Raw genomic sequence first — 23,438 nt, forward strand, 5'->3', positions numbered from 1 at the left:
AAGCCCCCTCCCACAGTGGGTTTTGTACACATGGGGTTCTGTGCATGGCCTTCAATCACCCCGCTGAATACTTCTTCAACAACCACCCGCCACAGGACTAGGGTAAGCACCAGGTTGCATAACAATAAAAAAGCAGGATGCAGCAATGACTGCCATGACACGCTGCCTGGACCGTCCTGGATTCATGCCCCGGCTGTCCGTTCACCATCTGCTGCGCCCACGCCTGGCCGAGCCGTTGCTGACGGACCAGGCCAGGGTCAAATTACTCTGCGCCCCCGGCGGCAGTGGCAAGAGTGCGCTGCTCGCCGAATGTGCGTTGCAGGCGCCTGCGGGTTGCCAGGTGTACTGGTTGCCCCTCAATGGCGCGGTGCTCAGCCCCCTCGACCTGTGCCTGCGGCTGGCGCAAAACCTGGGCCTGACGTTTACCGATGAAGCCACCCTGCTGCTCGATCTCAGTCGCTGGCAGGCTTCGGCGTGGCTTTTCCTTGATGATTTTTGCCGCTTGCCCACGCCCGACACCGACGCCTTGCTTGACCGGCTGCTCACCGCCAGCAGCCCGGCCCTGACCTGGTGGCTGGGCGCACGACGGCGACCGGCGTGCAACTGGCCGCGCCTGCTGCTCGACGATGAGTTGCTCGAATGCGGCGCCGAACTGGCCTTCAGCCCTGGGGAAATCCAGCAACTGCTCAGCCATGCCCCCGGGCATTCGGTCGACAGCGTGCAGCAGTTCAGCGCCGGTTGGTGCGCGGGTGTGCGCATCGCCCTGCTGGGGGATGGGCACCCCGACAAGACCTTGCTCGACTACCTGCAACACGAACTGTTCAGCACACTGCCGCCGGAGCTGGCGGAGGCCTGGCGCGTACTGGCTCATCTGCCGCGCTTCAACGCCGGCTTGTGCGAGCACTTGTTCGGCGCGGGAGACGGTGACCAGTACCTGAGGGATCTGCAGGTGCTCGGCGCCTTTATCCAGCCGTGGGAAGACACCGACTGGCTGCAGGTTTTTCCGCCCCTGGCGCAACTGATGCAAAACGAACCCTGGCCGGCCAAACGCTCCTGGCATCGCCGCGCCTGCCAATGGTTCTGCGCCGAACAGGACTGGCAGGCCGCCTTCGAACAGGCGCTGCTGGCCGAAGAATATGAAATGGCGGTGAGCCTGTTGCAGCATTTCAGTTTCGAGGACCTGTTCCGCCAGCAGAACGCCGTCTTGCTGTTGCACCTGCATGAGCAGCATGGCGATGAATTGATGCTCGGCTCGGCACAACTGGTGGGGCTGGTGACGGCGGCGTTGCTGTTTGCCGGGCGCTTCGAGCAGGCCGCGGTGTGCATCGATCAACTGGCCCGGTTTGCCCCGCAACCGACGGCGGCGCAACAGCGGTATTTGTTGGCGCGCTGGCAGGCGCAATGGGGCTGGCTGCTGCACCTGGGCGGCGATGCCGAGGGCTCGCGCCTGCATTTTCTGGAGGCGCTGCAAGCCTTGCCCGACAGCGCGTGGACCTCGCGGCTGATGTGCCTGTCGGGCCTGACCCAGCAGGCCTTGTTGCGCGGCGAACTGGACGTGGCCCAAAGCCTGAACCGCGAAGCGCTGTGCCTGGCGCGCGCCCAGGGTTCGTTGCTGCTGGAGGCGCTGCTTGAACTGGATCACGCTCAACTGCTGGAACAGCGCGGGGCACCGTACCGGGCCCAGAGCCTGCTGGAAAATGTACAGGCCATGTTACTTGAGCAGCGGCTAAAGGCCGGCCCCTTGGTGGGGCGTATCGCCTTGCGGCGCGGGCACCTGGCCTTGCGCCAGGGCCAGGACAGCCTGGCCGCCGAGTGTTTCGACACGGGCTTGAAGATGTGCCTGCACAGCCAGGACAAGCGCGTGCTCTACGGCTTTCTCGGCCTGGCGCTGTTGGCTGCCAACCGTGGCGATTACGCCCAGGCCTTTGTCCAGTTGCGTGAGGCCGAGCGGCTGATGCAGCAACGCCAGGTGCCGGACACGGTGTACCGCGCGGTGCTGCTGTTGGTCAGCGGGCACTTCTGGTTGCAGCAGGGGCGCGCCGAATTGACCGTGGAAGCGGTGCGCCGCGTGCTGCGTCACTTCCGTGGGCCCCAGGCCAAACAAGCACCGCCGGCCACCCTGGAACTGATCCCGCGTCTTGAATACCTGTTGGTGCTGGCGGAGGTGAAGCTGGGCTGCGCCGAGCAACCGCTGGAACGGCTCAACGCCTTGCTGCAAGCCACCCATCAGCGCGGCATGCTGTGCCTGGAAATCGAACTGCACCTGGTGCTGGGCGAAGTCGCCTGGCAGCTGGGTGATCCGGCCTTGGCGCGCCGCTCGCTGCAAGCCGGCCTGGAGCTGGCGGCGCGTTGCCAGGTGCAGCAAGCGATTCGCGAATTGCGCCTGCGCGCGCCGGGACTGCTGAGTGAGCTGGGCCTGGAACCTCAGGCATCAACCCCGGGCACGGTGGAAAGCCCCTTGAGCCAGCGTGAGCTGGAAGTTTTGCAACTGATCGCCCTCGGCAGTTCCAACCTGGAGATCGCCGACCGCCTGTTTATCTCCCTGCACACCGTCAAGACCCACGCGCGGCGCATTCACAGCAAGCTTGGCGTAGAGCGGCGTACCCAGGCGGTGGCCAAGGCCAAGACCTTGGGCCTGATGGTTTAGATGAACGCCTGACGGTATTCGCCGGGCGTCGCGCCCATGGCCTGGCGGAAGCGATGGGTAAAGTGGCTGGCGCTGGAAAAACCGCATAGCAGGGCAATCTCGCCCAACGGCAGGGCGCCGCCACGCAGCAGGTTTTGCGCGCGGGTCAGCCGGCGCGCCAGCAGGTACTGATGGGGCGGCAGGCCGAAGCTTTGGCGAAACATCCGTGCGAAATGGTATTCCGACAACGCGCACAACCCAGCCAGTTGCCCAAGGCTGATAGGCTCCTCCAAGTGCTGGTCGATGTAGTCCACCAGCAACCGTCGTTGGTAGGCGGCCAGCCCGCCTTTCAACCGCAGGCCTTCGCGGGCGCCCACCTGGCTGAGCAGGGTGTGGCTGAGCATTTCATGGGCGAGGCTGCTGGTGAGCAGGCGTTCGGCGGGTTCATCCCAGTTGAGGGCAATCAACTGGTGGAAGCGTCGGGCCAGGCGCTGGTCTTCCAGGAAGGTACTTTCCCGCAGCTCCAGCGTGCGCGGTTCGCGGTCAAGCAGGGTAACGCAGCCCAGGGCAAATTGTTCCGGGCTGAAATACACGTGGGCCAGGCGGATCTCACCGTTGATCACCCAGGCCGATTGGTGCTCGGCAGGCAGGATGCACAGTTTGTCGGGGCCGCCCTTGGTGCCCGGACGGTCGCGCCGAAACGTGCCGGTGCCGCCACCGACATAGCAGGACAAGGTGTGATGGCTGGGCGCCTGGTAGTCCTGGGAATCGTGATGGTTGCTCCACAAGGCCGCGGACAAGCCGTCACCGAGCTCGGCGCAGGCTTCCAGGCGTGCGTTGGGCGAGCGGTTAAGGGCTTGGAAGACTTGCAGGGATTCCAGGTCTGGCATGGTGTGTATTCTCCGACGCCTTGCATCCTACTCCGCGAGGCTGGCGCTGTGATCCCATCGCCCGACAAAAGCGCAAGATTGTGCAAGAGCCTTGCCCGGGTTGAAGGCGACACTGTGGCTCAATCGATGGAGCCCGCTATGAACCTTTCCCTGTACTTACTCACTGTGCTGATCTGGGGCACCACCTGGATCGCCCTCAAATGGCAATTGGGCGTGGTGGCGATTCCCGTGTCCATCGTCTACCGCTTCGGCCTGGCGGCCCTGGTGTTGTTTGCGTTGTTGCTGGTCAGTCGCAAGTTGCAGGTGATGAACCGGCGCGGGCACCTCATCTGCCTGGCCCAGGGGTTGTGCCTGTTCTGTGTCAACTTCATGTGCTTTCTCACGGCCAGCCAATGGATCCCCAGCGGCCTGGTGGCGGTGGTGTTTTCCACCGCCACGCTGTGGAATGCGCTTAATGCCCGGGTGTTTTTCGGTCAGCGGGTGGCACGCAATGTGTTGATGGGCGGTGGCCTGGGCTTGGCCGGCTTGGGCCTGCTGTTCTGGCCGGAACTGGTGGGGCATACCGCCAGTCCGCAGACCTTGCTGGGTTTGGGGTTGGCATTGCTGGGGACGATGTGTTTCTCGGCGGGCAATATGCTCTCGAGCCTGCAGCAGAAGGCCGGTTTGAGGCCGTTGACCACGAATGCCTGGGGCATGTTGTATGGTTCGTTGATGCTGGCGACCTACTGCGTGGTGCGCGGCATTCCGTTTGAGATGGACTGGAGCGCACGTTACATCGGTGCGTTGTGGTACCTGGTGATTCCGGGTTCGGTGATCGGTTTTACCGCGTACCTGACCTTGGTCGGGCGCATGGGACCGGAGCGTGCGGCGTATTGCACGGTGCTGTTCCCGGTGGTGGCGCTGAATGTGTCGGCGTTTGCCGAAGGCTACCAGTGGACCGCGCCGGCGTTGGCGGGGTTGGTACTGGTGATGCTGGGGAATGTGTTGGTGTTTCGTAAGCCTAAGGTGGCTCAGCCGGTGAATCCGATCCTTCAGGCAAAGCAGGTCTAGTGTGGGAGGGGGTAAACCTTCTCCCACATTTCCTGCATTTCTCACATTTGACCGAGTTGTCTGGTTTATTTGAGCCCTAAACGCTTGGCCATCCGGCCGAGGTTGGCGCGGTCCAGGCCCAGTTCGCGGGCGGCGCCGGCCCAGTTGTGCTGGTGGCGTTCCAGGCAGGCGTTGATCACTTGGCGTTGGTAGTCCTCGGTGGCCTGGCGCAGGTCACCGGTGACGGCCAGGGCGGTTTCTGCCGCTGCTTCGATCGCCGGCGTGCTGACGTCGGGCAAGTCCAGGTCCTGGGCACTCAGGCTCAGAATCTTCGGGCGTTCGCGACAGTTGCCCAGGGCTTTCAGCGCGCTGCGGCCGATCAAATGTTCCAGCTCCCGCACATTGCCCGGCCAGTTATAGGCCAGCAGCGCCGCCTGGGCATCGCTGGTCAGGCGCAGGCTGCCCAGGCCCATGCGTGAGCGGTTCTGCTCGAGGAAGAAGCCGGCCAGCAGCAACACATCACGCCCGCGCTCGCGCAGGGCCGGCACTTGCAGCGGGTACACGCTCAGGCGGTGGTAGAAGTCGGCGCGGTAGCGGCCGTTGCGCACTTCGTCGGCGAGGTCGCGGTTGGTGGCGGCGATCAGGCGCACATCCACCTGGTGTTCCTTGTCCGATCCCAGGCGCTGCAACTGGCCGCTTTGCAGCACCCGCAGCAGCTTGGCCTGCACGCTCAGGGACAGTTCGCCCACTTCGTCCAGAAACAGCGTGCCGCCATTGGCCAGCTCGAACTTGCCGCGCCGTTCATTCAGCGCGCCGGTGAAGGCGCCACGCACATGGCCGAACAACTCGCTTTCCACCAGGGTTTCCGGCAGGGCCGCGCAGTTGAGGCTGATCAGTGGTTTGTCCGCCCGGGACGACGCCGCGTGAATAGCCTGGGCCACCAGTTCCTTGCCCACCCCGGTTTCGCCGGTGATCAGCACCGTGAGGTCGCTGCCACCCACCAGCTTGATTTCTTCCACCAGGCGCTTGTGGGTTTTACTCTGGCCGATCATTTCCTTGTGCTGCTGGCCGCTGGCCTGGCGGTAGATCTCGGCGCGCTGGTGTTCGTCTTCGGCGCGCAATGCCAGGCGTTCGATACGTTCGGCCACGTTGACGGTGGCGGCGGCGAGGCTGGCGAAGGCTTGCAGGGCGTCCAGTTCCACGCGTTCGAAGCGTTCGGTGTCCAGCGCGTCCAGGGTCAACAGGCCCCAGGGCAGGTCGTCGACGAACAGCGGGCAGCCCATGCAGTCGTGGACTTCCAGGTGGCCGTGCACGCCATCGACCAGGCCGTCGTAGGGATCGGGCAATTCGCTGTCACTGTCAAAGCGTGTGGGCCCAGGGCTGCTGAGCAACACGGCGAAGCGCGGATGTTCGCTGACCTTGAAGCGGCGGCCCAGGGTGTCTGCGCTCAAGCCATCCACCGCCAGCGGCACCAGCGACTCCCCGTCCAGGCGCAGCAGGGCGGCCGCATCACACGGCAACAGGGCGCGCATGGCTTGCAGCAGGCGTCGATAGCGTTCGCCTTCGGGCAGTTCCCGCGACAGGTCGGCGACCAGCGGCAGCAGGGTGGTGAGCAGTGAGTGTGCAGTCATAATGACTCCTTGTAGTCTATATGACTATAAGGTGTAGGAGGTCATACTGACTACATAATGTTCAACCTATTGAAATTAAAGGGTTTATAAGTTGGCATGAATACTGAGTAGCTAAGGGCAACCAGTAAAGAAGCCCAGGAGGCTCCCATGCTTAGTGCCCAAGACCGTGCCATTGTCAAATCCACCGTGCCCCTGCTGGAAAGCGGCGGTGAAGCGCTGATCACCCATTTCTACCGCATGATGCTCTCCGAGTACCCTGAGGTTCGCCCGCTGTTCAACCAGGCTCACCAGGCCAGCGGTGACCAGCCCCGGGCCCTGGCCAACGGCGTATTGATGTACGCGCGGCATATCGATCAGCTCGACCAACTGGGCGACCTGGTGGCGAAGATCATCAACAAGCACGTCGCCTTGCAGATCCTGCCGGAGCATTACCCGATCGTGGGCGCTTGCCTGCTGCGGGCGATTTCCGAGGTGCTGGGCAGTGAGATCGCCACCCCTGAGGTGATGAATGCCTGGGGCGCCGCGTACGGCCAACTGGCGGACATCCTGATCGGTGCCGAAGCCGCTATTTACGCAGAGAAAGCCCAGGCCCCCGGCGGCTGGCGCGGTGCGCGGGCGTTCACTGTGGTCAAGCGCGTAGAGGAGAGCGCCGAGATCACTTCCTTCTATTTCGCGCCGGCGGACAACGGGGCGATCCTCGCGGCCGCGCCGGGCCAATACATCGGCATGAGGCTGGTGCTCGACGGTGAGGAAGTGCGCCGCAACTATTCACTGTCGGCGTTGAGTGATGGGGGTGAATACCGCATCAGCGTCAAGCGCGAGGCCGGCGGGCGGGTTTCCAATCACCTGCATGACCAGTTGCAGGTCGGTGCGACGATTGACCTGTTTCCGCCGTCGGGCGAGTTCACCCTGGCGGCCAGCGATAAGCCGCTGGTGCTGATCAGCGGCGGGGTAGGGATCACCCCAACCTTGCCGATGCTGGAGGCCGCACTGGCCACCGAGCGTCCGGTGCACTTTATCCACTGCGCGCGCAATGGCGGGGTGCATGCGTTCCGCGATTGGGTGGATGCACTGGCGGCCAAGCACCCGCAGCTCAAGCGCTTTTATTGCTATGCCGAGGACGACGGCGTGAGCCCGGCGGCGGATAAAGTCGGTCTGTTGAGCCAGGAGCAACTGGCGGCGTGGTTGCCGGAGCAGCGTGACCTGGACGCGTACTTCCTGGGACCTAAAGGCTTCATGGCGGCGATCAAGCGCCACCTCAAGGCTCTGGGCGTACCCGAAAAGCAAAGTCGCTACGAATTCTTCGGCCCGGCGGCTGCCTTGGAATAAGACCTGAAGGTTCACACTGTTCAAAATAATGTGGGAGGGGGCTTGCCTCTCCCACATTTGGATCTCTGTTCCTCTCGATTAATCCCCTGTTAACCCCTCTCTGTTTAAACCACTCTCTGTGTGTAAACTTGCGGCCATTGGTACAACCAAACAAAGGGATACGGGGATGAGTGACGAATTGCGTTTAGGCAGGGAGCGGCGCTTTCTGGTGTTGCTGGGCATCATCTGCCTGGCGCTGATCGGTGGAGCGTTGTACATGCAGGTGGTGTTGGGCGAGGCGCCGTGCCCGTTGTGCATCCTGCAACGCTATGCCTTGCTGTTGATTGCGATCTTCGCGTTCATCGGTGCCGCCATGCGCACCAAGGGCGCCCTCACGCTGTTCGAAGGCCTGGTGGTACTCAGCGCCCTCGGCGGGGTGGCCGCGGCCGGTCACCATGTGTACACCCAGTTCTTTCCGCAGGTGAGCTGCGGCGTCGATGTACTGCAACCTATCGTCGACGACCTGCCCCTGGCCAAGGTCTTCCCGCTGGGCTTCCAGGTCGATGGCTTCTGCAGCACCCCGTACCCGCCGGTGCTGGGCCTGTCTTTGGCGCAATGGGCGCTGGTGGCGTTCGTGCTGACGGTCATCCTGGTGCCCCTGGGCATCTATCGTAATCGCCGCCACAAAGGCTGAACCCATCAGTGAAACGCCCCGGTCTTTCCTCAATGTAGGCCGGGGCGTTTTTGCATGTAGGCTTTTGTGAACAGAGCGTGACGCCGGACAATTTTGGCTGCGCGCAGTGTGCGACATGTTGTCACACGGAAGCCGCCGCAGGACGTTTCTGACCCGCCAAACCAACGCTTAAATTTGCAAAAAGCCTCCAGGATGTGCTGTCAGTTCGTGGTTTGGACGACGCCACGTACCTCACGTCGTACAAGGCTTTGAGTGATGTCCGAATGCCTTGTTTTATGGGGGGTTGCATAGGTTTCGTAGACCCTTACGGGGTGTAAGGGCTGTGACCGTTTGCCCTATAACACGGCAATTTTTGTGGTTTTTGTTGAGAATTGAACGCGATAAGATCGCGAACCATTGCAATATTGGTGAAGGATTATTGCTGTAATCGATAAAAATTATTTCTTTATAAGACATGGTTTATACATCGCTAGCTAACTACAATCGCCCGCACTGAATGTCCGGTGCTGCTCAATCTTTGAGCACTGGAGCGGTCGAGGGGCAGATGGACGGCTCTGTGCGACCCCAAGGTTCCGGCAGCCTTTCAACTATCCGCACCAAAGGGAATTGGTCTGTAACAAGGCCTTTAACCACGAAATCGAATAAGAACTCACCGCAGGTCCGTGAAACGCTCCGTTATATGGCGTGCCGGGCAGGCTCTTATTCAATCGAAGAGAAATGCCAACCCTTGGCAGGGTGAAGTGTTGGCGATCAAAACCCAACTGCATTGCGCAAGCTGCTTTAGAGGTCGTGAGATGAGTAAAAACAGGTACCCCCGATTACTAGGCTTTTTGCCGCTGCTTGGCATGATGTTAATGCTGGGAGGCTGCAAGTGGACCTTGATGGACCCAAAAGGACAGATCGGTCTGGATCAACGAAACCTGATCATCACTGCCACCCTGCTGATGCTGTTGGTCGTGGTGCCTGTGATCATCATGACCTTTGCCTTCGCCTGGAAATACCGCGCGTCGAACACCAGCGCGACCTACGCGCCTAAGTGGTCGCACTCCACCAAGATCGAAATCGCGGTGTGGCTGGTCCCGATCCTCATCATCATCGCCCTGGGTTACATCACCTATAAGTCGACCCACGAGCTGGACCCGTACCGTCCGCTGGAGTCCGACGTCAAGCCGATCAACATCGAAGTGGTCGCGCTGGACTGGAAGTGGCTGTTCATCTACCCGGACCTGGGTATCGCCACGGTCAACCAGATTCGCTTCCCTGAGAACACCCCGCTTAACTTCCGGATCACCTCCGACGCCGTGATGAACTCGTTCTTCATCCCTGCCCTGGGCGGTCAGATCTACGCGATGGCAGGCATGCAGACCCGACTGCACCTGATCGCCAACGAAAAAGCTGAAATGGAAGGCATCTCCGCGAACTACAGCGGCGCTGGCTTCACCGGCATGAAATTCAAAGCGATCTCGACGAGCCAGGAAGATTTCAACGCCTGGGTAGCCGAAGTCAAGGCCGCACCTAAACAGCTTGATCAAGCTGAATACGACGCCCTGACCAAACCAAGCCAGAACAACCCTGTCGCCCTGTACTCCGCGTATGAGCCGAACCTGTTTCAGAAAATCGTCGACAAGTACGAAGGTATGAAGCCAGGCAAGCCGGTCAAGCACGAGAAGAAAGAAGTGGCCGCGGTTGAAGGTTCTGACACGGGCTCGCATTCAACTGCTGGGGCAGAGGAGTAAACGATGTTTGGTAAATTAAGTTGGGATGCGGTCCCGTTCCACGAGCCGATTGTGATGATTACCATCGCCATGATCGCGCTGGGTGGTCTGGCACTGTTTGCAGCAATCACTTATTTCAAGAAGTGGACCTACCTGTGGACCGAGTGGCTGACGTCGGTCGACCACAAGAAAATCGGCGTGATGTACATCATCGTTGCCATGGTCATGCTGCTGCGTGGTTTTGCCGACGCCATCATGATGCGTACCCAGTTGGCCATGGCCACCGAAGGTTCGCCTGGCTACCTGCCGCCTGAACACTATGACCAGATCTTCACCGCCCACGGTGTGATCATGATCATCTTCATGGCGATGCCTTTCTTCACCGGCCTGATGAACCTTGCAGTGCCGCTGCAGATCGGTGCGCGTGACGTTGCCTACCCGTTCCTGAACTCCCTGAGCTTCTGGCTGCTGGTTTCCGGCGTGGTGCTGATCAACGTTTCCCTGGGTGTCGGCGAATTCGCCAAGACCGGTTGGGTTGCGTACCCGCCATTGTCGGGCATCCAGTACAGCCCTGGCGTGGGTGTGGACTACTACATCTGGGCGCTACAGTTATCAGGACTCGGGACGACGCTGACGGGGGTCAACTTCCTGGCCACCGTCCTGAAAATGCGCGCCCCTGGCATGAAACTGATGGACATGCCGATCTTCACCTGGACCTGCACCTGGGCCAACGTCCTGATCGTGGCGTCGTTCCCGATCCTGGCCGCTACCATGGCGCTGCTGTCGCTTGACCGTTACCTGGATTTCCACATTTTCACCAATGAACTTGGTGGCAATCCAATGATGTACGTGAACCTGTTCTGGGCATGGGGTCACCCTGAGGTGTACATCCTGATCCTGCCAGCGTTCGGTATCTTCTCCGAAGTGATCTCGACCTTTACCGGCAAGCGCCTGTTCGGTCACCACTCGATGGTCTACGCATCGGGCGCAATCTCCGTACTGGGCTTCATGGTGTGGCTGCACCACTTCTTCACCATGGGTTCGGGGGCCAGCGTCAACGCCTTCTTCGGCCTGGCGACGATGCTGATTTCCATCCCGACGGGGGTGAAGCTATTCAACTGGCTGTTCACCATCTACCACGGCCGTCTGCGCATCACCAGCCAGGTCCTGTGGACCCTGGGCTTCATGGTGACCTTCGCCATCGGCGGCATGACCGGCGTACTGCTGGCCATTCCGGGTGCTGACTTCGTACTGCACAACAGCCTGTTCGTGATCGCTCACTTCCACAACGTGATCATCGGTGGTGCGGTATTCGGCTACATCGCTGGTTTCAGCTTCTACTTCCCGAAAGCGTTCGGCTTCAAGCTGCACGAAGGCTGGGGCAAGGCTGCGTTCTGGTTCTGGATCTCGGGCTTCTTCGTTGCGTTCATGCCGCTCTATGCACTGGGCTTCATGGGCATGACCCGTCGTCTGAACGCCACTACCAACCCTGAGTGGGTGCCGTACCTGTACGTCGCCATGTTTGGTGCACTCATGATCGCTGTGGGTATCGCCTGCCAGTTGATCCAACTGTACGTGAGCATCCGTGACCGTAAGCAGAACGCTTGCGAATCCGGCGACCCATGGAATGGCCACACCCTGGAATGGTCGACCTCGTCGCCACCTCCGTTCTACAACTTCGCCGTGATCCCGACTGCGAACACAATCGATGCGTTCACCGAAGCCAAGGAAGACGGTACTGCGTACCAGAAGCCCAAGCACTACGAGCCGATCCACATGCCAAGCAACACCGCTACTGGCGTGGTGATGGGGGCGCTGTTGACCGTGTTCGGTTTCGCGATGATCTGGCACATCTGGTGGCTGGCAATCGTGAGCCTGGTGGGCACCATCGGCTACTTCATTGTCCACGCAGCACGTGATGATCAAGGCTACATGGTGCCGGTCGAAACGATCGAGCGCATCGAAGCCGAGCAGCACGCTCGCCTGGTCGCCGAGAAGAAAATCCCGGCCAACCGTGTAGAAACCTCGTTGGAACAGGCTTAAACCATGTCGAACTTAGTGACCAATGCTGGACACGCCCATGTCGATGACCATGGGCACGATGACCATCACCACGACTCGGGGCCGATGACCGTTTTCGGTTTCTGGCTCTACCTGATGACCGACTGCATCTTGTTTGCGTCGATCTTCGCGGTGTACGCGGTACTGGTAAACAACGTTGCGGGTGGCCCGTCGGGCCACGACATCTTCGAACTGCCTTACGTGCTCGGCGAAACCGCCTTGCTGTTGTTCAGTTCGATCACCTACGGCTTCGCCATGTTGGCCTTCTACAAGGGCAACAAGAAAGGCGTCCTGAGCTGGTTGGCACTGACCTTCCTGTTCGGCCTGGGCTTCATCGGCATGGAGATCAACGAGTTCCACCTGCTGATCTCCGAAGGCTACGGCCCGCACCGTTCCGGCTTCCTGTCGGCGTTCTTCACGCTGGTAGGTACCCACGGTCTGCACGTAACGGCCGGCCTGCTGTGGATGGCGGTGATGATGTATCAGGTCAATAAACACGGCCTGACCAACACCAACAAGACTCGCCTGAGCTGCCTGAGCCTGTTCTGGCACTTCCTGGACGTGGTCTGGATCTGCGTCTTCACCGTTGTTTACCTGATGGGGACTCTGTAATGGCTAATGCACACTCCCATGACCATGACAGCCATGATGCGAGCCACGGCAGCGTTAAGTCGTACGCCATCGGCTTCATCCTGTCGGTAATCCTGACGCTCATCCCGTTCGGTCTGGTGATGTACCCGACCCTGCCGAAGTCGATCACTTTGATGATCGTGCTGGCGTTCGCGGTGATTCAGGTTCTGGTTCACCTGGTGTACTTCCTGCACCTGGATCGCTCTAAAGAGCAGCGCGATAACGTGATTGCGTTCGTGTTCGCAGGCTTAGTAATCCTGCTGCTGGTTGGCCTGTCGATATGGATCATGTTCAGCATCCATACGTTCATGATGGCGAAGTGAGGTAAGACCCGATGTCGCTTAAGCACTTTATCCAAATCACCAAACCGGGGATCATTTTCGGTAACGTGCTTTCTGTGGCGGGCGGTTTCTTCCTGGCCTCCAAGGGACATGTCGATCTGGCCATCTTCCTGGCTGCGATGATCGGTACGTCCCTGGTGGTAGCTTCCGGCTGTGTCTTCAACAACTGCATCGACCGTGACATCGACATCAAGATGGAGCGCACCAAGAATCGCGTGCTGGTCCAGGGCCTGATCTCCCTGAAGCTGGCACTGATCTTCGCGACCGTCCTGGGTGTTGCCGGTGTGGCTTTGTTGTACCAGGTGGCCAACCCGCTGGCGGCGCTGTTTGCCGTGATCGGTTTTGTCATCTACGTCGGCCTCTACAGCCTGTACCTCAAGCGCAAGTCGGTGCACGGCACGCTGGTGGGCAGTCTGTCGGGGGCGATGCCGCCGGTGATTGGTTATGTGGCTGTGACCAATAGCTTCGACATGGCTGCGCTGGTGCTGCTGGTGATGTTCAGCCTGTGGCAGATGCCGCATTCCTACGCCATCGCGATCTTCCGCTTCAACGACTACCTGGCTGCGTCGATTCCGGTCCTGCCGGTCAAGCGTGGCATCCAGGTCGCCAAGAAACACATCCTGCTCTACATCCTGGCCTTCCTCGTGGCGACCTTGATGTTGACCTTCAGTGGCTACGCCGGCATGAGCTACCTTGCCGTCGCTGCGGCCATGGGCATGTACTGGTTGTACATGGCCTGGACCGGCTACAAGGCGGTGGACGACACCGTCTGGGCGCGCAAGCTGTTCGTGTTCTCGATCTTCACCATCACCGCGCTCAGCGTGATGATGTCCCTGGATTTCCAAGTGCCGAAAGAGCTGTTGCTGACCTACGCCCACTGAGTGTCCGAGTAATAAAAAGGCCCCGCCTTCGAAAGAAGCGCGGGGTTTTTTATTGAGTGACCTTTAAACTACGACCAAACCCTACCCCTGCAGGAAGCAAAGTGATGAGTAAAAAAGCCGTTATGGTGTTCAGTGGCGGTCAGGATTCGACGACCTGCCTGATCCAGGCGCTGCCGCTGTATGACGAAGTGCACTGCATCACCTTCGATTACGGTCAGCGCCATGTCGCGGAAATCGAAGTCGCCCGGCAGTTGGCCAAGCAACTGGGGGCCACCGTTCACAAAGTGATGGACGTGTCGCTGCTCAACGAACTGGCGATCAGCAGCCTGACCCGCGACAACATCCCGGTGCCTACCGTGAACAGCTCCGGCGAAAGCCTGCCGAGCACCTTTGTGCCGGGCCGCAATATTCTGTTTTTAACCCTGGCGGCTATCTACGCGTATCAGGTCAAGGCCGGGGCGGTCATCACCGGCGTGTGTGAAACCGACTTCTCCGGCTACCCCGATTGCCGCGATGAGTTCGTCAAAGCCTTGAACCAGGCGCTCAAGCTGGGCATGGAGTACGACGTACGCCTGGAAACCCCGTTGATGTGGCTGAACAAGGCCGAGACCTGGGCATTGGCGGATTACCACCAGCAACTGGACCTGGTCCGCGAGCAGACCCTGACCTGCTACAACGGCATTATCGGCACCGGCTGCGGCGAGTGCGATGCGTGCAACCTGCGCGCACGTGGCTTGAATGACTACCTGCAGAACAAGGCAGCGGTCATGCAGAGCCTTAAGCAGAAATTGCAGCTGAACTGACCCCAACACGTAGCTGTCGAGCCTCGACAAGGCTCGACAGCTACGCATCAGGCAGTGGCGGCGGTCAGGTAACGCTTGAACAACGAGCGGGCACCGTAGGCCGGCAGGATATTGAAGAACGCAAAGCCGACTTTGATCGCGATCTGTACGTAGATCATGCTCAGGATGTCGCTGGTCTGCATGGCGCCGTAGAACGCGATGAAGCAGAACAGGAAGCTGTCGATAATCACCGCAAAGAACGTACTGAGGAAAATGCGCAGGTACAGGTATTTGGAATTGGTCAGTTCTTTGATCTTGCACAGTAAATACGAGTTGATATTTTCCGACACCAGGAACGACACCGAAGAGGCGATCAATACCGACGATACCTGGACGATCACGTCGTTGTAAGGACCGTCGAGCTTCCAACCTGGCAGGCCGGGCAGGAAGGTCGAGCCGTAGAGCAGGATGATGATCATCGCGTTGCTGGCAAAGGCAAACAGAATGGCCTTTCTGGCGAGTCTCAGGCCGAAGTTTTCGTTGAGCAGGTCCACGATCAAAAAGGTCAACGGATACAGGAAAGTGCCGGGCGTGACGATGATGTCGAGTGACTCGATGTAGATCGGTTTGGTCGCGGCGATGCTGGTGAAAATATAAAAAGTGAAGAGCAGCAGGTTCAGGATGATGTAGATCATCCATGAGTTTTCATTACGGTCATTGAGGTCGTACGCGGTCACCGAGCCGCCTTGGGAATAGAACTTCTTGTACAGGTTTTTAACTTCCATTTTATTTAAGTTGTCCATGATTTCGCTGTTGATGACTTCGCTCAACTTGACCCGGATGATCTTGCCCGTGGCGATGATCATGATCACGGCCAGGCTCTTGTCATTTTCGAAGCCAAGCAGTTTGTACTTGCTGTTTTCTATCTCGCTTTCATGCGTGGTCATTGAAGCGCTCCTCAATGATATCGCCCAGTACACACAGGCGTTCTGAGTTGGCGCAGGCCTCACGGCTGATCAACAGCGCCTGAGTGACCTTGTCGAACACCAGCTTTTCCTTGGTATCGCTCGATGAGCCCTTCTGGATGATCAGCAGGTCACCTGGCTCGTTCACACCCGCGATGGGATGCTCCAGCTGTACGCCGATCAGGTTATGGGACGCGCCGAAGTAGTACGTGAGCGGGAAGAGGGTGGCCAGTTCGCCAATGCGCTTGTCCAGGTGTTGCATGACCTGGCTTTGCTTGAGCACAGGCACGGCTGCCGGGTTCATATTGCCCTGGGGCGAAACACTGCTCTCAATGATTTCCTTGGCTTCAAAATCGATGGTCTCGATTTCTTCGTAAGACACGCCGAAAAAATCGGAAATCTTGCGCAGGGTCGACTGTTGAACGTTGACGACCTTGCCTTCGAGGATGTTGTAGATCGTGGTGCGGGTCAGGCCGGCCGCGCTGCACAACGACAGTTGGGTCTCGCCGCGGCTCTTGATCAAGTACTTGATGTTGCTCTTCAAGTGCTCGGTTTTTTCTCGTCTGTGCATCACGTGCTCACCACTTCCCTTTAGTAAAAACCGTTGATCCTTGAAGACGCCACGCAGGCTCTTTCAGCACTGAAGTACCCATCCAGGGCGTTCAGGCTTTGCGGCGGGCGCAAGTGTTGCACGCGCGTGGCTTAACAATAAAGCCCAAGATGCTCGACCCTGTCAGGCGGTAAGGCAAATGGCCAGTTACTCGGCAAAGGGGGACAAAAGCGAACATTTAATTTGGAAAATGTTTAATTTACTGTTTAATTGAGCGCCACGGTTCAGGACGAACCGCTACGCAGCGACCAAGGAAGGGACTCTCCCCATGGCAGTCAATACCGTACACCTGCAGGATCAGGCTGACCTGTTGCGCCGAGGCATGGCGGATCTGCACGCCGAGGACATGGAGTTGGCGATGCTGCTGGATGCGGAAGTGGCGCGCCAGCACCGCACACTGTCACTGGTCGCGTCCTCCTGTGCGGTCGAACCCCGCACCCTGGTGGCCTCCGCGTCTGCATTGGTGAACATCACTGCCGAGGGCGCGCCTGGCCGACGCCATCGGGCGGGCTGCGAGAATGTCGATCTGGTCGAGTCCCTGGCTATCCGCAGGGCGCGTGAATTGTTCGATGCCCACTACGCCGGCGTGCAGTCGCACTCGGCTTCCAACGCCAACGCCCAAGTGCTGTCAGCCCTGCTTGAACCGGGGGATACCCTGCTGGGCATGGCCCACGATCACGGTGGGCACCTTACCCATGGCAGCCCCGCCGTATTTACCGGTGCCTACTACAAGGCCATTCGCTACGGCACCACCGCCGACGGACTGATCGATTACGTGCAGGTGCGTAGTCTGGCGCTTGCCCATCGCCCACGCATCATCATCTGCGGTGCATCGGCTTATTCGCGGGTTGTGGATTTCGAGCGGTTTCGCGCCATAGCCGATGAAGCGGGTGCGATCCTGCTCGCCGACATTTCTCATATTGCCGGGCTGGTCGTGACGGGGCGGCACCCGAGTCCGATCAACGCCGCGCATGTCACCATCACCTGTACCCACAAGCAGCTGGGTGGGCCGCGCGGAGGCTTGATCCTGTCCGGACGCGATGCCCATACCAAGGTGCCCGGCTTGAGGGCGACCTTCAGCCGTGTACTTGAACAAGCCGTGTTCCCGCGCATGCAGGGCGCGCCGGCGGTCAATATGATCGCCGCCAAAGCCGCTGCGCTGGGCTACGCGATGACGCCGGAGTTCGACGCGTGCATGGGGCGGATTCGCGCCCTGGCCGATGAAGTGGCCAGCGCGTTTCAGGCCCATGACTATGAAGTGGTCGGCGGGCGCAGTGAAAACCATACCGTGCTGATTCGCTTGCGCGGCGGCGTTACCGGCGCTATCGCCGAGTCGGCGCTGGAAAGCTGCGGTGTCGTGGTGAATAAAAACCGCATACCGGGCGAGACGCGTTCGTCTGCCGTCGCCAGTGGCTTGTGTATCGGCACGGGCTCCATGGCGCAACGCGGTGTCGATGCCGAGGGCTGTCGGCACATCATCGATCTGGTGTGCCGGGTATTGGACAATGTCACCCCGCTGGGGGAGCACGCGTACCGCCTCGAACCGATTCTGCAGCAACAACTGCGTGCAGAACTCGAAGCCTTGTGTGCGAAATATCCCATCGCCGGCTACTGGGAACGCTGAAGTGCCCTGCTCGAAAAAAGCCCCGTCTTCGCACGTTGTACGGGGCTTTTCATGGTGGCTCGGTTAAATCCTTCGTTCCTTGTCTCGTCATACTCTTCTATACGAGCTGTGCGAATTCCTCACCCGTCTACAAGGAGTAGTCACCATGGTCAGCGTTAGTCGTCGATCCCTTCTCGCTCTTGGCGCCGCCCTGCCTTTGCTCGGGCGCCTGGATTGGGCGCTCGCCGCACCCGCGCCGACCAAGACTGACAAGGTACTGCTCAACTACAACGAAAGCCCCTACGGGCCTTCGACGGCGGCCCGCGAAGCGATGCAGCGCGGCATCGCGACAGCCGGGCGGTATCCGTACAAACACATGTACGCCTTGGCCGGCCTGTTTGCCCAGCAGCACGGGATTGCCGAAGAGCAGGTGGCGGTATTCGCCGGCTCCATGGCCGCGCTGCGCTACGCGGTGTTGGCGTTCACCAGCGAAACCCGCGGCCTGGTGATGGCCACGCCGTCCTACGAAGTACCGCGCCAGGCCGCCGAGTCCCGTAAGGCGCCGGTGCGCGAAGTGGACCTTGACGCCGACCACGCCCACGACGTTCCCGCCATGCTCGCCGCCGATCCCCAGGCGGGGATGCTCTATGTCTGCAATCCCAACAATCCGACGGGCACCATCACCTCCACCGAGGCTATTCGCCAGGCGCTGGCGAACAAGCCCAAAGGCAGCGTATTGGTGGTGGACGAGGCCTACATCGACTTCGCCGACACCCCAAGCGTGGTGAGCTGGGTCAAGGACCATGACGACCTGTTGGTGTTGCGCACCTTCTCGAAAATCTACGGCATGGCCGGCGCCCGCCTGGGCCTGGCGATCGGCCACCCGGCGCTGCTGGAACGGCTGGCGGTATTCGGCGGTGACAATGTCCCGGCGGGTTCTTCCCTGCTCGGCGGCCTCGCCAGCCTGGAAGACGTAAAGTTGCTGCCACAACGCAAGGCACTCAATGCTCAGCTGCGCGATGAAACAATCACCTGGCTCAAGGGCCGTGGCTTCACCTGCACGCCCTCCCAGGCCAACTGCTTCATGATCGACGTGAAGCAACCGGCCGAGCAGGTCATCGACAAGCTTGCCGCACAGGGCGTGTTCATCGGGCGGGTGTGGAAAAACTGGCCGCAGTGGGTGCGCGTGACGGTGGGGAACAAGCGGGAGATGGAGCGGTTTCGCGAGGTGTTTGCGGCGACGGTCTAGCGCCGATGTGGGAGGGGGCTTTCTTCCTCCCACATTCAGTTCAGGGATGTCACTGCTGCGCGATGCTGTAGCCCTCAAACGCCGTCTGCTGTTGCAGCGCAGTAATCACGCTCTTGCGGCTCAGCGGCTGCTCGACGCCGGCGTTATCCACAAAGCTTTCAACCTCCAGCTCGGCTTCGTCGCCTTCGCCTACAAAGCTGAAGCCCAGGAACTCAAACGCCTCACGGTCGACGTTCAACCGCGAGCGTGGCGTGCGCAGCGGCAGGGTGACGCTGATGCCGTCCTTGCTGATCACAAACACTTCGGCTTCTTTCTTGGGGCGAGCGGCCTTGCCTTTGCCGGCGCTTGGGTTGCTGATGGCCTGGTGAGACTGGTTCAGCACTTTGAGGGCCAGCCCGTAGACCAGCTCCTGAAACTCAGGATCATCCTTGAAGCTCGACAGGATGCGGCTGATGGAGAACTTGCCGCTCAGGTCTTCAAGGGCGAGGTTGTCAGCGGCTTCGGCGTCCTTGAGCTGTTTGAGCTGGCCCATCAGGTCGTAGGCCTTGTCGTCGTCGAAGGCGTCGTGGGCCTGACGGATGGCCACGCGCAGTTCGCGGATCTGGTCGCTTTCCTTGGAGGTGTGAAAGGCGTCCAGCACCATCTCGCTGATGATCTTGGCGGCTGGCACATGCTGTGAAAGATTGATGGCGTTTTCGTATTCAGCCTTGGCGTGCAAGGCGACTACGGATTCTTCGGCGGAGTGTTCGGTGTAAGAATCGGACATTGAAATTTCACTACTTCAGTAAACGGAAGACAAAAAAGCGTCGCGCATTTTCAGCGGGGAGGGGGATCAGGTCAAGGCTGCCGACCGGCGAATGCAGGGCGTCAAACCAACTGCTTCAGGCACGCCTGGAGAATATCCAGTCCTTCTTCCAGCACCGCAGGCTCGATGGTCAGCGGTGCCAGCAAGCGCACGATGTGCCGCGACTTGCCGCTGGGCATCAACAACAGCCCGGCGTCTCGCGCCAGGCTCAGCAATTGGGTCAGTTGCCGGGGCGCAGGCGTGCCGTCGGCGTTGGCCAGTTCGATGCCGCGCATGGCACCGACGCCGGTCAGGCGGCCCAGGTACGGCGACAGGTGCTGCGAACGCCAGGCGGCATAGCGGCCAACGATCGCCTCTTCCTGTTGCGAGCCCCAGACCTGCAAGTGTTCGTCCGTCATCGCATCGAGGGTGGCCAATGCCGCCGCGCAAGCGATGGGGTTACCCGAGTAAGTACCACCGAGGCCGCCTTTGGGCAGGTTGTCCATCAAGGCCTTGCGCCCGACCACCGCGCCCAGCGGCACGCCGCCGGCGATGCTTTTGCCCAGCAGGATCAGATCCGGTTCGATGCCCAGGCGTGAGAAGGCGAAACGCTGGCCGGTGCGCCCGAAGCCCGATTGGATCTCATCGGCAATCAGCGGGATATTGTGTTCATCGCAAAAGCGCCGCAGGGCCTGGGCAAACTCGATATCCAGCGCCAGGAAACCGCCTTCGCCCTGCACCGGCTCGATGATGAAACAGGCGACGTCACCGACGTCGATTTCCACGCTGAACAAGCGGTCCATGGCTTTCAGCGCTTCAGCGCAGTTCACGCCGTTATCGGCGCTGGGGTAGGGCAGGTGATACACCGGGCCGGGCAGGACGCCGACCTTTTGTTTGTAGGGCGCCACCTTGCCATTGAGGTTGAGGGTGGCCAGGGTGCGGCCGTGGAAGGCACCGTCAAAGGCGATCACCGCCGTGCGGCCGGTGGCGCCGCGCACGATCTTCAAGGCGTTTTCTGCCGCTTCCGCACCGCTGTTGGTGAGCATGCCGCTGACGGGGTAGTCCACCGGGATAAACCCGGTCAGGCGATCCATCAGTTCGATGTAGGGCGTGTGCGGTGCAGCGTTGAACGCATAGTGGGTCAACTTCGTCGCCTGTTCACGAATCGCCGCCACCACGCCCGGGTGGCAATGGCCAAGGTTGAGCACGCCGATCCCGCCGACAAAATCGATATAGCGTTTGCCCGTGGTGTCCCAGACCTCGGCGTTGCTGCCATGGCTGAGGCTGATGGGATGAACGATGGAAATCGACTGGCTGATGGTTTCGCGGCTCATGAATCTCGGACTCGGCAGTGGCGGGCGTATTTTTATCTAAGCCGTGGGCCAGGCCCTGCCGCAAACGAAATAAAGTCGCCGGGTCATTCCAAATCGGAAGGAGCTGTTGCCAAAAGGTCGTTTGTGGCCACGCGGTAAACCCGTCGATACTCCCTCGGCAGCATCAGAAGCCGGCGCGGGCGGTGTGGCGCCGAATAACAAGAAACGACAGGGAGAGCCTCGCATGAACCGATTCAACATTACCTTGGCCATGATCAGTGCCGCCGCCGTGTTTGGCCTGGCCGGCACCGCGCACGCCGGTTCGACCCTGGACGCGATCCAGAAAAAAGGGTTTATCCAGTGCGGGGTCAGCGACGGGTTGCCAGGTTTTGGCGTGCCTGACAGCCAGGGCAGGATGACCGGCATCGATGTGGACGTGTGCCACTCCGTTGCGGCCGCCGTATTCGGTGACGCATCCAAAGTGAAGTTCACCCAATTGACCGCCAAGGAGCGTTTCACTGCCCTGCAGTCCGGCGAAATCGACGTGATTTCGCGCAACACCACCTGGACCAGCTCCCGCGACTCGGGCATGGGCCTGGTGTTCACGGGGGTGACCTACTATGACGGCATCGGCTTTCTGGTGAACAACAAACTGGGGGTCACCGCCGCCAGACAACTGGACGGTGCAACCGTGTGCATCCAGGCCGGCACCACCACCGAACTCAACGTTTCCGACTATTTTCGTACCCATGGCATGAAGTTCACGCCGATCACCTTCGACACCGCCGACGAAAGCGCCAAGGGCCTTGAAGCCGGGCGTTGCGATGTGCTTACCACCGACCAGTCGGGGCTGTATGCCCAACGGATCAAGATGGCCCACCCGGATGAGTTCGTGGTGTTGCCGGAAGTGATTTCCAAGGAGCCGCTGGGGCCACTGGTGCGCAAGGGCGATGACGAGTGGTTCAGCATCGTCAAGTGGACCCTGTTTGCGATGATCAACGCCGAGGAGATGGGCATCACCTCGCAGAACGTCGAAGAGCAGGCCAAGACCACGAAAAATCCGGATGTAGCGCGACTGCTGGGCGCCGACGGCGAGTACGGCAAGGACCTCAAGCTGCGCAAGGATTGGGTGGTGCAGATCGTCAAGCAGGTGGGTAACTACGGTGAAGTGTTCGAGCGCAACATCGGCCAAGGCAGTGTGTTGAAGATCAAGCGCGGGCTCAATGCCCTGTGGAGCAACGGCGGCATCCAGTACGCGCCACCGGTGCGCTGACAGGCTCGGCTTACGCCGACACGCCATCTTTCCCCGCGGCCTTGGCGCGATACAACGCCTGATCGGCACGCGCCATCAGGGCGGCGGGGGACTCATCCATATGGCGCTCGGCCACACCCAGGCTCAGGGTCACGGGCAGGTCGCCGCGCATCGGCCGCTTGCGCATCGTCTGGCAGATGGTCTCGGCCAACTGCGTGGCGGTTTCCAGCGAACTCTTGGGCAGGACCACCATGAACTCGTCGCCCCCCCAGCGGGCCAGCAGGTCGCCTTGGCGCAGGCAGCTTTCCAGGCATTCCACGACCTGCACCAGGGTCTGGTCGCCGACGCCGTGCCCGTGCCGGTCGTTGATGGGCTTGAAGTCATCGATATCCATCGCGATCAATGCCAGCGGCAGGCGAAAACGCTGGGCACGGTCGCACTCTTCCAGCAGGACTTTTTCCAGGCGATAGCGGTTGGCAACAAGGGTCAGGGCATCCCGTTCGGCCAGGGAGCGGTTTTCGTCCAGCTGTAATTGCAACTGCTGGTTGACCCGTGACAACTCGCGCGTGCGCTCGGCCACCAGTGCCTCAAGGGATTGGTTGCGCCGCTCCAGCTGTTCGACGGAGCACTTGCGTATATGAATATCGCGATGGGCGCCGACCATCCGCGCCACCGAGCCATCTGGGTTACGGGCAATCACGTAGCCCCGGTCTTCGATCCACAGGTAGCTGCCATCTTTTTTGCGGCAACGGTATTCGATTTGATAATGGGGGGCGCGACGGTGGATGTAGTCATCGAACAGCGTCATCACGTGGGGGTAGTCTTCCGGGTGGATGACGGTCTCCCAGGTGAACACGCTGTTTTCCAGGGAATGGCGGGGGTAGCCCAGCATTTCGTACCAACCCGGGTTGCGGTAGACGAACCCGGTATTGGCGTTCCAGTCCCAGATCCCGTCGCTGACCAGCTCCAGCACGGTATGCAGCATGTCGGCATTGAGGTGGGAGAAATTACCGTTGTCGGAGGTATCGTCCATCTGTGCGCTCCTTGCATGGGCTGGCGTCCAAGGCCAGTCAT

Annotated in this window: 20 protein-coding genes; 13 read left to right on the forward strand and 7 right to left on the reverse strand. The window is 60.3% G+C overall.

Annotated features, from left to right (window positions below; all coding sequences use genetic code 11):
- Window positions 1-145 precede the first annotated feature (145 nt).
- Window positions 146-2,647: a LuxR C-terminal-related transcriptional regulator gene (locus BB029_RS09505; protein WP_065939022.1), complete on the forward strand. Its 2,502-nt coding sequence runs from the start codon at window positions 146-148 to the stop codon at window positions 2,645-2,647.
- On the opposite strand, the gene BB029_RS09510 is transcribed toward BB029_RS09505, so the two are convergent.
- Window positions 2,644-3,516, reverse strand: coding sequence for a helix-turn-helix domain-containing protein (locus BB029_RS09510; protein ID WP_065939023.1), 873 nt, complete (start codon window positions 3,514-3,516; stop codon window positions 2,644-2,646). The genes BB029_RS09505 and BB029_RS09510 overlap by 4 nt on opposite strands.
- 138 nt (window positions 3,517-3,654) lie before the next feature.
- Here BB029_RS09510 and BB029_RS09515 point away from each other — a divergent pair, with 138 nt between their 5' ends.
- Window positions 3,655-4,566 carry a DMT family transporter gene (locus tag BB029_RS09515; RefSeq protein ID WP_065939024.1) on the forward strand — a complete coding sequence of 304 codons (912 nt, stop codon included), beginning with the start codon at window positions 3,655-3,657 and terminating at the stop codon, window positions 4,564-4,566.
- Window positions 4,567-4,631: 65 nt separating this feature from the next.
- Here BB029_RS09515 and norR read toward each other — a convergent pair whose 3' ends face one another.
- Window positions 4,632-6,176 carry a nitric oxide reductase transcriptional regulator NorR gene (gene norR, locus BB029_RS09520; protein ID WP_065939025.1) on the reverse strand — a complete coding sequence of 515 codons (1,545 nt, stop codon included), beginning with the start codon at window positions 6,174-6,176 and terminating at the stop codon, window positions 4,632-4,634.
- A 147-nt stretch (window positions 6,177-6,323) separates the two neighbouring features.
- Between norR and hmpA the strand changes: the two genes are divergently transcribed.
- The 8 genes from hmpA (at window position 6,324) to queC (ending at window position 14,609) form a co-directional block, all read left to right on the forward strand.
- On the forward strand, window positions 6,324-7,505 hold the full coding sequence (gene hmpA, locus BB029_RS09525; RefSeq protein ID WP_065939026.1) for an NO-inducible flavohemoprotein: 1,182 nt from the start codon (window positions 6,324-6,326) through the stop codon (window positions 7,503-7,505).
- Between the two features lie 166 nt (window positions 7,506-7,671).
- The gene (locus tag BB029_RS09530; RefSeq protein WP_027607623.1) at window positions 7,672-8,178 is read left to right on the forward strand and encodes a disulfide bond formation protein B; all 507 of its coding nucleotides are present in this window, start codon (window positions 7,672-7,674) and stop codon (window positions 8,176-8,178) included.
- A 794-nt stretch (window positions 8,179-8,972) separates the two neighbouring features.
- Window positions 8,973-9,914, forward strand: coding sequence for a ubiquinol oxidase subunit II (gene cyoA / locus BB029_RS09535; RefSeq protein WP_027607622.1), 942 nt, complete (start codon window positions 8,973-8,975; stop codon window positions 9,912-9,914).
- Window positions 9,915-9,917: 3 nt separating this feature from the next.
- On the forward strand, window positions 9,918-11,936 hold the full coding sequence (gene cyoB / locus BB029_RS09540; protein ID WP_065939027.1) for a cytochrome o ubiquinol oxidase subunit I: 2,019 nt from the start codon (window positions 9,918-9,920) through the stop codon (window positions 11,934-11,936).
- Between the two features lie 3 nt (window positions 11,937-11,939).
- Window positions 11,940-12,566, forward strand: coding sequence for a cytochrome o ubiquinol oxidase subunit III (locus BB029_RS09545; protein WP_010206435.1), 627 nt, complete (start codon window positions 11,940-11,942; stop codon window positions 12,564-12,566).
- Complete coding sequence (gene cyoD, locus BB029_RS09550) at window positions 12,566-12,907, forward strand: cytochrome o ubiquinol oxidase subunit IV (RefSeq protein WP_010206434.1); 342 nt, start codon at window positions 12,566-12,568, stop codon at window positions 12,905-12,907. Before BB029_RS09545 ends, cyoD begins: the two co-directional genes overlap by 1 nt.
- Before the next feature lie 11 nt (window positions 12,908-12,918).
- Window positions 12,919-13,806 (forward strand): heme o synthase, encoded by an 888-nt coding sequence (gene cyoE, locus BB029_RS09555; RefSeq protein WP_027607620.1) that lies wholly within the window; start codon window positions 12,919-12,921, stop codon window positions 13,804-13,806.
- A 104-nt stretch (window positions 13,807-13,910) separates the two neighbouring features.
- Window positions 13,911-14,609 (forward strand): 7-cyano-7-deazaguanine synthase QueC, encoded by a 699-nt coding sequence (gene queC / locus BB029_RS09560; RefSeq protein WP_065939028.1) that lies wholly within the window; start codon window positions 13,911-13,913, stop codon window positions 14,607-14,609.
- Between the two features lie 47 nt (window positions 14,610-14,656).
- Here queC and BB029_RS09565 read toward each other — a convergent pair whose 3' ends face one another.
- Both BB029_RS09565 and BB029_RS09570 read right to left on the reverse strand, forming a co-directional pair.
- Complete coding sequence (locus BB029_RS09565; RefSeq protein ID WP_027607618.1) at window positions 14,657-15,535, reverse strand: queuosine precursor transporter; 879 nt, start codon at window positions 15,533-15,535, stop codon at window positions 14,657-14,659.
- Window positions 15,522-16,127 carry a helix-turn-helix transcriptional regulator gene (locus BB029_RS09570; protein ID WP_083236361.1) on the reverse strand — a complete coding sequence of 202 codons (606 nt, stop codon included), beginning with the start codon at window positions 16,125-16,127 and terminating at the stop codon, window positions 15,522-15,524. Before BB029_RS09570 ends, BB029_RS09565 begins: the two co-directional genes overlap by 14 nt.
- A gap of 304 nt (window positions 16,128-16,431) precedes the next feature.
- Here BB029_RS09570 and glyA point away from each other — a divergent pair, with 304 nt between their 5' ends.
- Both glyA and BB029_RS09580 read left to right on the forward strand, forming a co-directional pair.
- Window positions 16,432-17,787, forward strand: a complete 1,356-nt coding sequence (gene glyA / locus BB029_RS09575; RefSeq protein WP_065939029.1) for a serine hydroxymethyltransferase — start codon at window positions 16,432-16,434, stop codon at window positions 17,785-17,787.
- Window positions 17,788-17,932: 145 nt separating this feature from the next.
- The gene (locus BB029_RS09580; protein ID WP_065939030.1) at window positions 17,933-19,015 is read left to right on the forward strand and encodes a pyridoxal phosphate-dependent aminotransferase; all 1,083 of its coding nucleotides are present in this window, start codon (window positions 17,933-17,935) and stop codon (window positions 19,013-19,015) included.
- A gap of 49 nt (window positions 19,016-19,064) precedes the next feature.
- Here the strand turns inward: BB029_RS09580 and BB029_RS09585 are convergent, their stop codons facing one another.
- Window positions 19,065-19,781, reverse strand: coding sequence for a hypothetical protein (locus BB029_RS09585; RefSeq protein WP_065925999.1), 717 nt, complete (start codon window positions 19,779-19,781; stop codon window positions 19,065-19,067).
- Window positions 19,782-19,882: 101 nt separating this feature from the next.
- A complete protein-coding gene (locus BB029_RS09590) occupies window positions 19,883-21,133 on the reverse strand; it encodes an aspartate aminotransferase family protein (RefSeq protein WP_065939031.1) in 1,251 nt (416 codons plus the stop codon).
- Window positions 21,134-21,356: 223 nt separating this feature from the next.
- Between BB029_RS09590 and BB029_RS09595 the strand changes: the two genes are divergently transcribed.
- Window positions 21,357-22,385, forward strand: coding sequence for an amino acid ABC transporter substrate-binding protein (locus BB029_RS09595; RefSeq protein WP_065939032.1), 1,029 nt, complete (start codon window positions 21,357-21,359; stop codon window positions 22,383-22,385).
- Window positions 22,386-22,395: 10 nt separating this feature from the next.
- Here BB029_RS09595 and BB029_RS09600 read toward each other — a convergent pair whose 3' ends face one another.
- Entirely contained in the window at window positions 22,396-23,397 is a 1,002-nt protein-coding gene (locus BB029_RS09600) for a diguanylate cyclase domain-containing protein (protein WP_065939033.1), read from the reverse strand.
- Window positions 23,398-23,438 lie beyond the last annotated feature (41 nt).

It is taken from the genome of Pseudomonas sp. S3E12, assembly GCF_001702295.1.
GTDB lineage: Bacteria > Pseudomonadota > Gammaproteobacteria > Pseudomonadales > Pseudomonadaceae > Aquipseudomonas > Aquipseudomonas marginalis.

What these genes read in the sequence shown, in the direction of transcription:
- BB029_RS09505 (WP_065939022.1), top strand. Translation starts at nt 146, where the DNA reads ATGACTGCCATGACACGCTGCCTGGACCGTCCTGGATTCATGCCCCGG.
- BB029_RS09510 (WP_065939023.1), bottom strand. Translation starts at nt 3,516, where the DNA reads ATGCCAGACCTGGAATCCCTGCAAGTCTTCCAAGCCCTTAACCGCTCG.
- BB029_RS09515 (WP_065939024.1), top strand. Translation starts at nt 3,655, where the DNA reads ATGAACCTTTCCCTGTACTTACTCACTGTGCTGATCTGGGGCACCACC.
- norR (WP_065939025.1), bottom strand. Translation starts at nt 6,176, where the DNA reads ATGACTGCACACTCACTGCTCACCACCCTGCTGCCGCTGGTCGCCGAC.
- hmpA (WP_065939026.1), top strand. Translation starts at nt 6,324, where the DNA reads ATGCTTAGTGCCCAAGACCGTGCCATTGTCAAATCCACCGTGCCCCTG.
- BB029_RS09530 (WP_027607623.1), top strand. Translation starts at nt 7,672, where the DNA reads ATGAGTGACGAATTGCGTTTAGGCAGGGAGCGGCGCTTTCTGGTGTTG.
- cyoA (WP_027607622.1), top strand. Translation starts at nt 8,973, where the DNA reads ATGAGTAAAAACAGGTACCCCCGATTACTAGGCTTTTTGCCGCTGCTT.
- cyoB (WP_065939027.1), top strand. Translation starts at nt 9,918, where the DNA reads ATGTTTGGTAAATTAAGTTGGGATGCGGTCCCGTTCCACGAGCCGATT.
- BB029_RS09545 (WP_010206435.1), top strand. Translation starts at nt 11,940, where the DNA reads ATGTCGAACTTAGTGACCAATGCTGGACACGCCCATGTCGATGACCAT.
- cyoD (WP_010206434.1), top strand. Translation starts at nt 12,566, where the DNA reads ATGGCTAATGCACACTCCCATGACCATGACAGCCATGATGCGAGCCAC.
- cyoE (WP_027607620.1), top strand. Translation starts at nt 12,919, where the DNA reads ATGTCGCTTAAGCACTTTATCCAAATCACCAAACCGGGGATCATTTTC.
- queC (WP_065939028.1), top strand. Translation starts at nt 13,911, where the DNA reads ATGAGTAAAAAAGCCGTTATGGTGTTCAGTGGCGGTCAGGATTCGACG.
- BB029_RS09565 (WP_027607618.1), bottom strand. Translation starts at nt 15,535, where the DNA reads ATGACCACGCATGAAAGCGAGATAGAAAACAGCAAGTACAAACTGCTT.
- glyA (WP_065939029.1), top strand. Translation starts at nt 16,432, where the DNA reads ATGGCAGTCAATACCGTACACCTGCAGGATCAGGCTGACCTGTTGCGC.
- BB029_RS09580 (WP_065939030.1), top strand. Translation starts at nt 17,933, where the DNA reads ATGGTCAGCGTTAGTCGTCGATCCCTTCTCGCTCTTGGCGCCGCCCTG.
- BB029_RS09585 (WP_065925999.1), bottom strand. Translation starts at nt 19,781, where the DNA reads ATGTCCGATTCTTACACCGAACACTCCGCCGAAGAATCCGTAGTCGCC.
- BB029_RS09590 (WP_065939031.1), bottom strand. Translation starts at nt 21,133, where the DNA reads ATGAGCCGCGAAACCATCAGCCAGTCGATTTCCATCGTTCATCCCATC.
- BB029_RS09595 (WP_065939032.1), top strand. Translation starts at nt 21,357, where the DNA reads ATGAACCGATTCAACATTACCTTGGCCATGATCAGTGCCGCCGCCGTG.
- BB029_RS09600 (WP_065939033.1), bottom strand. Translation starts at nt 23,397, where the DNA reads ATGGACGATACCTCCGACAACGGTAATTTCTCCCACCTCAATGCCGAC.